Origin of the sequence: Arthrobacter sp. zg-Y895 (assembly GCF_020731025.1) — a bacterium.
Taxonomy (GTDB): domain Bacteria; phylum Actinomycetota; class Actinomycetes; order Actinomycetales; family Micrococcaceae; genus Arthrobacter_B.
The window spans coordinates 111308-118553 of sequence record NZ_JAJFZY010000006.1; the positions used below are offsets into that span (position 1 = coordinate 111308).

At 63.0% G+C, this 7246-nt stretch carries 6 protein-coding genes and 1 pseudogene; 5 read left to right on the forward strand and 2 right to left on the reverse strand.

The window, feature by feature from the left end; all coding sequences use genetic code 11:
- The first annotated feature begins 178 nt into the window (after nucleotides 1–178).
- Nucleotides 179–1075, forward strand: coding sequence for a phosphodiesterase (locus LJ760_RS12565; protein ID WP_227923532.1), 897 nt, complete (start codon nucleotides 179–181; stop codon nucleotides 1073–1075).
- Here the strand turns inward: LJ760_RS12565 and LJ760_RS12570 are convergent.
- Nucleotides 1072–1497 (reverse strand): pyridoxamine 5'-phosphate oxidase family protein, encoded by a 426-nt coding sequence (locus LJ760_RS12570; RefSeq protein WP_227923535.1) that lies wholly within the window; start codon nucleotides 1495–1497, stop codon nucleotides 1072–1074. The two genes, LJ760_RS12565 and LJ760_RS12570, sit on opposite strands and share 4 nt — an antisense overlap.
- Nucleotides 1498–1637: 140 nt before the next feature.
- Here LJ760_RS12570 and LJ760_RS12575 point away from each other — a divergent pair, with 140 nt between their 5' ends.
- The gene (locus LJ760_RS12575) at nucleotides 1638–3311 is read left to right on the forward strand and encodes a catalase (protein ID WP_227923537.1); all 1674 of its coding nucleotides are present in this window, start codon (nucleotides 1638–1640) and stop codon (nucleotides 3309–3311) included.
- Between the two features lie 67 nt (nucleotides 3312–3378).
- Here the strand turns inward: LJ760_RS12575 and LJ760_RS12580 are convergent, their stop codons facing one another.
- On the reverse strand, nucleotides 3379–4872 hold the full coding sequence (locus LJ760_RS12580) for a stealth family protein (protein ID WP_374200059.1): 1494 nt from the start codon (nucleotides 4870–4872) through the stop codon (nucleotides 3379–3381).
- Nucleotides 4873–5205: 333 nt separating this feature from the next.
- Here LJ760_RS12580 and LJ760_RS12585 point away from each other — a divergent pair, with 333 nt between their 5' ends.
- From LJ760_RS12585 to LJ760_RS12595, 3 genes and pseudogenes are all read left to right on the forward strand, one after another.
- Nucleotides 5206–5853, forward strand: a complete 648-nt coding sequence (locus LJ760_RS12585; RefSeq protein WP_227923540.1) for a hypothetical protein — start codon at nucleotides 5206–5208, stop codon at nucleotides 5851–5853.
- 223 nt (nucleotides 5854–6076) lie between these two features.
- Nucleotides 6077–6709: a DUF6318 family protein gene (locus LJ760_RS17410; RefSeq protein ID WP_227923543.1), complete on the forward strand. Its 633-nt coding sequence runs from the start codon at nucleotides 6077–6079 to the stop codon at nucleotides 6707–6709.
- A 7-nt stretch (nucleotides 6710–6716) separates the two neighbouring features.
- A pseudogene (locus LJ760_RS12595) lies at nucleotides 6717–7246 on the forward strand (hypothetical protein); the annotation flags it as partial.

A 7246-nucleotide genomic window follows, 5' to 3' on the forward strand; every position in this document is an offset into this window, starting at 1 on the left:
ATGCAACTCCGAGCCTACGGCCGCCGCGGTGCCTGCGCCAGAGTAGACGCTGGAACGAACGGTGGCGAAGAGCCGGGCAAAAATGTCCGAAACGCGGGGGAACAGGTTACTCACCGGTCGCCATCTCTGCTTTCATAAAGGGGTACGCCGCAGCAGCTGTCGACACAAGAAGGTTCCGATGGAATACCTCCCGGGTGAGCATCCTCGCCCGCGTCATTTCCTCCTCCATCTCAGCGACACCCACCTGCTCGGGGGTGACAACTGCCTGTATGGCGCAGTGGACAGCCATGCCAAACTCCGTGCGCTTTTCGCCCGCCTCGAAGACAGCGGACAACGGCCCGAAGCCATTGTTTTCACCGGCGACCTGGCGGACCGCGGTGAAGCCGGTGCCTACGCCAAGCTCCGGGAGATCGTTCTCCCTGCCGCTGAGCGGATGGGTGCCCGGGTGATCTGGGCGATGGGCAACCACGACAACCGGGCGGCTTTCCGCCAGGTCCTGCTGGACGAAGCCCCGGAAATGTCACCCGTGGACCAGGTGCACCACCTCGGCGGGCTGCGGATCATCACCCTGGACACCACCGTCCCGGACCACCACCACGGGGAGCTCAGCGACGGCCAGCTTGCCTGGCTGCGCCGGGAACTGCAGACGGCCGCTCCGGAGGGAACCATCCTCGCCATGCACCATCCGCCCGTCCCCAGCGTGCAGGACCTCGCCGTCCTGGTCGAACTGCGGCAGCAGCACCGGCTTGCAGCCGTCTTGGCGGGCAGTGACGTGCGGGCCATCATTGCCGGGCACCTGCACTATTCGACGTTCGGGACCTTCGCCGGAATCCCCGTGTCCGTGGCCTCAGCCACTTGTTACACGCAGGACCTCACGACGCCGGGCACCCGGGGCCAGGACGCGGGCCAGGGCTACAACATGATCCACCTCTACGAGGATTCAGTGGTGCACTCCGTGGTGCCCTTGGCGGAAAGCCGCACCGTGGGGGAGCAGGTTGGGCCGGAGGAAACCGCTGCCCGCCTGGCGGAGGCAGGCATCCGGCTACCAGGGGCGCTCACACTGACATCGGCCTAGTCCCGGGACGGATCCGGACCCAGGTTGAAGAACCGTCCGGTGACGGTTTCGGGCACAATTTCCACGTAGCGGTACTTCTCCGTCCGAACCCAGGGCTGCAGGGGAAGGCTGTCCGCGGCTTCGATCTCGGCGCCCGTCTCCAGGAAGCGGGTTGTCCCCTTGACGACGACGGACCAGGCCTGGTCGCTGTGGACGCCGTCGGCTTCGAACGCGACGTACGTATTGACCGCCATTTCCGCCAGCTTCGTGCCCGGCGCGGTGCGAAGGAGGAGCACGCCGTCGTGGGCCAGATAGTTGATGGGATAGATGCTGGGCCGGTTCGCGACACTGACCGCCAGGCGGCCGTGGTGCGTGTGTTCCAGGTACTTCCAGCTCTGTTCATCAGACAGTTCAACGACCGGGGGACGCTCTTCATTAGTCATGCACACAGTGTGCCAACGGCACCTCCTGACCGCCACTATCAGGTTGCTTATGAACTTGACTCTCTCCCTACCCTTGCAAGAGAGTGGACTAGGTAGTATTGCCCGCCAGCAATAAACCTCACCACCGAGGAGCACACGTTATGACAGACGCAGGACAGCAGCATTCCACTACCGGCCAGAACGACGCCGGAGACCCGAAGACCCTGACCACACGCCAGGGACACCCGGTCTACGACAACCAGAACACCCGGACTGTGGGAGCTCGTGGCCCGGCCACGCTTGAGAACTACCAGCTCCTCGAGAAGATCAGCCACTTCGACCGTGAACGGATCCCCGAGCGCGTAGTCCACGCCCGCGGTTTCGTGGCGTACGGCGAGTTCGAGGCTTCCGGCAAGTGGGGCGACGAGCCCATTGCCAAGTACACCCGCGCCAAGCTTTTCTCCGAACCCGGCAAGAAGACCGATGTTGCCATCCGGTTCTCTTCCGTGATCGGCGGACGTGACTCTTCCGAGGCCGCCCGCGACCCCCGCGGCTTCGCCGTCAAGTTCTACACCGAAGACGGCAACTGGGACATGGTCGGCAACAACCTGGGTGTCTTCTTCATCCGCGATGCCATCAAGTTCCCGGACGTGATCCACTCCCTGAAGCCGGACCCCGTCACCTTCCGCCAGGAGCCGGCCCGCATCTTCGACTTCATGTCGCAGACTCCCGAAGCCATGCACATGCTGGTCAACCTCTTCAGCCCGCGCGGCATCCCCGCGGACTACCGCCACATGCAGGGCTTCGGCGTGAACACCTACCGCTGGGTCAACGCCGCCGGTGAATCCAAGCTGGTCAAGTACCACTGGCTCCCGCAGCAGGGCGTGAAGTCCCTGACCGAGGAAGACGCCGCGAACATCCAGGCCAACGACCTGGGCCACGCCTCGAAAGACCTCTACGAGGCCATCGAACGCGGTGACTACCCCAAGTGGGACCTGTACGTTCAGCTCATGGATGACCACGATCATCCGGAACTGGACTTCGATCCGCTGGACGACACCAAGACCTGGCCGGAGCAGGAGTTTGAGCCCAAGTACGTGGGCACCATGACCCTGAACCGCAACATCACGGACCACCACAACGAAAACGAGCAGATCGCTTTCGGTACCGGTGTCCTGGTGGACGGGCTGGACTTCTCCGACGACAAGATGCTCGTTGGCCGTACGTTCAGCTACTCCGATACGCAGCGCTACCGGGTAGGCCCGAACTACCTGCAGCTTCCGGTGAACTCCGCGAAGAACGCACGCGTCGCCACCAACCAGCGCGGCGGCCAGATGTCCTTCGGCACCGACCTCGCGCCGGGCCAGAACCCGCACGTGAACTACGAGCCGAACATCACCGGCGGCCTGCAGGAAGCAGCCAAGCCGGAACAGGCCGAGGTTGGTCCCGAGCTTGAAGGCCGCCTGACCCGCGCCCGCCTGCCCCGCACGAACGACTACATGCAGGCCGGCCAGCGCTACCAGCTGATGGAGCAGTGGGAGAAGGACGACTTGGTCGCCAACTTCATTGCCAACGTCGGCCAGGCTGTCCGCCCGGTGCAGGAGCGCATGCTCTGGCACTTCTACATGAGCGACGACGAGCTGGGTGCACGCGTCGGCGAGGGCCTGGGCATCAGCCTGGACGAGATCAAGGATCTCGGCCCGCTGGCCACCCAGACGCTCAACGAGGAAGAAACCGAGCGTATGAAGAACCTGGGCCACAACGGTCCCCGGAACGTCGAAGGCCTCACCATGACCCACTGCGTGCCCAATGAGCACGTGGTAGTTACCCGGTAACCAGCTTTCACACAACGACGGCGCGGGCGCACTTTTGGTGCGTTCCGCGCCGTCGTTGTTTAATCCCCTACTTTTCCCAGGGTGCCCGGACCGGGAAGTACTTTTCCAAAAACTCCGTCACCCGTTCGGCCCGTTCCGCCGCTGGGACTTCCGGGAAGCTTCCGTCATTGAGGCAGAACATGTCCTTGTGGCGTTTTGCCAGCAACCGGTCCAGCATCTTCAAACCGGCGTAGCTGGTGGTGTCCACGTACTTCACCTTTGCCGTTTCCTGGGTGACCGCCCGGCCTGTGAGCAGCGCGTAGTAGTGGTAAAGCGAATTGGTCACGGAGATGTTGTCCTTGGCCCGGAAGGTACTCGCGGCCGTGGCGGCGAACTCCTCGGGGAACTCCTCCTCCATTTCCAGCAGGACACTGCGGCGCAGGGGAGCTGCCGTGTGTTCCAGATGGCGGGTGGTGACCCGGCCGAAGCGCTCCCAGAGCAGCCGACGGTTCACCCTCGCAGCATTCTCGAAGCCGCTTCGCTCGGAATCATTGGCACCCAGGCCAATCCGGGTGCTGGCTTCGATGAACTTAGTAATCCCGCCCGGGGAGAAGAACATGTCCGGGGCAACCGGACGGCCAAAGAACATGTCGTCATTGGAGTACAGGAAGTGCTCCGCCAGTCCCGGGATGTGCTGCAGCTGGGCCTCGACCGCCTGGGAGTTGTGCGTGGGCAGCACGGAGGGGTCCTTGAAGTGCTCGGAAGCCGGCACGAAGGTGACGGACGGGTGCTCGGCCAGCCAGTGGGGCCGCGGCGAGTCAGAGGCAATGAAGATGCGGCGGATCCAGGGGGCGAACATGTGCACCGAACGGAGGGCGTACTTCAATTCGTTGATCTGCCGGAACCGGGCCTCATGGTCATCGCCTTCGCCCACAACGGCGTTGCTCATCCGGGCGGCGCGGGCGGCCTGGAACTCGGGGGAACTGCCGTCCACCCAGGAGAACACCAAGTCGATGTCGAACCGGATGTCCGTGGCGTGGTCCGCGAACATGTTCTCGATGGTCGGCCACAGGAGTCCGTGCTTTTCCACGGTGCCGCGGACCACCTCGGCCGCCGGCAGGGTTCTGCGGGTCAGGGAGTTCTCCACGGGCAGGGTGATGTTCTCGCCCTCCAGATCCCATAGTTCAATCTGCACCCCGGCAGAGCCTGAAATCAGCAGGTTGGTCCCGGTGAACGCCCGGGGACGGTACACGCGGATGATCCGGGCCTTATCGATGGAGGAGAGGTCGCCGTCTGCGATCAGCAGGGTCCGGCTCTTTTTGGTATCGACGGTCCGGGCGTAGAACGGCTCGTCGCGGCAGGCCTCGACCATCGCCTTCCGCAGCTGCTGGCGCATCCGGAGGTCGACGGCGATGACCGGACGCTGGTCGTTTCCGCGCACCAGAAGGTACTCCACGCCGGCGTCGTCGAGCACCCGGCGCACGAAGAGCAGGTCCTCCACCATGGCCTCGTGCGGTGTGAGCCCGGTGTCCATGAGGGCCAGGCGGCCCTTGACCAAGGCGACATTGGATTTTTGCTCCACTCGCTGGAGCACCGCGGGGGAAGCGGCAAGCAGCGTTTCCGGTTCGAGATCCGGTTCCGGCGCTCCGAAGTAGACATCGTGTTCGGCGGCTGTATCGGTAATAGGAACCTCCTAGGGCGGGTGGGGGCGCCCACAATGCAGGCGCTGATGAGTGCTGCGCTGCACGGGAACTGCTGCCGGGCGTCCGGCGGGTCCTTCAAGATGCGCCGGGGATGCTCCGAACGCTATGTGCTCAACTGCGGGCCGCCAGTAGCATTGTCTTCGGACACGGACATTCCGGGAGTAGATGTGGGATACCGTAACACCGCCCGAGGCAGCACCGCCCGTAAAGCCATGGCTCGTAACATAACCGCCCGTAACACTGGCCTGCTGGCAGCAGCTTTGCTCCTCACCAGTATCTCATCCTGTGCTGCACCGGCGCAGGAGGGACCGACGTCGTCCGCGCCACAATGGTCCACCTACACGACGGCGGATAGCAGCCTCCGCTTCGAGCACCCGCCCGGCTGGGACATCCGGGAGCTTCCGGCACGCGCCAATGATCCGGCGGGCGGCGTGTCCCTGGAAGTGCTCGACGACGGCGGCCGCGTTCTTGCCCGGCTGGACACCGGCATCATCACGGACCTGAGCTGCACCGAATCCGCCGAACCGGCGTCCTACGTGGAGTATGAGAGCGTGCCGATGCCGGAGCTGGAGTCGAAACAGGGGTCCGACCAACGTTTTGTCTACCGTTCCCTGGCACCGTCCGGGTCGCAGACCGTTCAGGCGTCCTATGCGGTGGTGAGCGGACAACAGCAGAGTCCGGAGTGCGGGCTGTTCGATTTCTTCACGCTGACCGAGTCCAGCGGCGGGCGGTTCGCGGGGGAGTACGCGGGTTCCGGGGCATCGCAGGAGGAATACCTTGAAGGCGTTTCCAAGTACCGGGAAACACAGGAATACCGGGACCTTCGAGAGATGCTGACCTCACTGCGCAACACGGATTAGGACTGGGTGGACAGCTGCGGGACCACGTTCAGTCGTGCCTCCCAAATGCCTCATTTAGAAGCCAGCTGTTTTCTGTGAGCCACTCTGGTGCCCTGTGGATAAGTCGCTAGGCTCGGCAGCGGCCTGATTACTATGGCCGAACCGACTGCTTGATCCTTTGTCTCGCGGCCCACCCAGCCTTGGGGGTTTTCGAATGCATAAAGTTCTCCGCCGTTCCGTCCGAGTGAGGCTTGCGACCGTCGCTGTTGCAGTCCCGTTGCTGTTCCTGATTGCGTGCTCGGGTGCGTCGGGGGATCCCGGCGATTCCGGTGCAGGGGAGTCGCCTTCAAGCCCGGCTTCCACGGCTTCGGAAACGCCGACGCCGACGCCCACTCCCAGTGCCAAGTACAAGCCTGCGTCTGCTGAGGGCCCTGCGGAGAATGTCCCTTTGCCGGTGATGCCGGAGGAGGCGAAGGTTCAGTCGAAGGAAGGGCTCGAGGCCTTTGCCCGGTATTGGTACGAGGCAGCGAATTACGGGTACGAGACCGGCGACGTGGGGCCGGTCCAGGCGATTAGCAGTCCGGACTGCACAACGTGCCTGAACTACTACGAGGTAGTCGACAACGGTTTCCGGGAGAACGACTGGATAGCCAACGCGAATATCGACGTCCGGGACGCGTACTCCGACTACGTGCTCACCCCCGAGGGGCGCTATCAGGCCTTAGCACAATTCACACAGGACGCAATGGAGTACTACGGTCCCGAAGGATTGCAAGGGAATGAAGAGGCCGACGTGGCACCGTCCGTGCAGCTCTTCGAAGCAACATGGAACGGGGACAAATGGGTTGCGATGAATATCGTGACGATAAAGGGGTGAGAAGAAGATGTCGCCATGGATCTCCCGAACGTTGTCTGTTACCGCCATTACAGGGTTTCTGTTGATGATGCTTTCCGATCACGCAATCGGAGTCGGGGGAGGCAACGGAAAAATTGAAGGTAGTGGGACTGTTGTCGGTTCCGTATTCCGGCAGGATCCTAGCTCAGGAATGTGGACCCAGATGCCTGTGGGTATCCCTGATGATCCTGAGGGCTATCGTTTTGAGCCGGTCTGTTTTGATGACTTGGCTGGAAATGTGGATTGTCTGGCCTCAAATCAGGCCGCGTGCACCGCCGGTGAGGATGGGAGACTGGTCTTTTGGTACAGCGGTCTGAAGACTCGGGATCCCAGCCTGTGGGAAAAGGTCAGCGAGACCCCGTCCTGCATCTACTCCGAAGAGCCGGTCGACGTCGGCGAGCAGATCCAGGCGCAGATCCTTACGGCTTTCCAGGAACGCCCGATCGCTGCCGGGAAACTGGTCCTGCAACCCAGTCCCCACACCTTGGTAGGGATGGAAACGAACGTTTACGTCGAGGC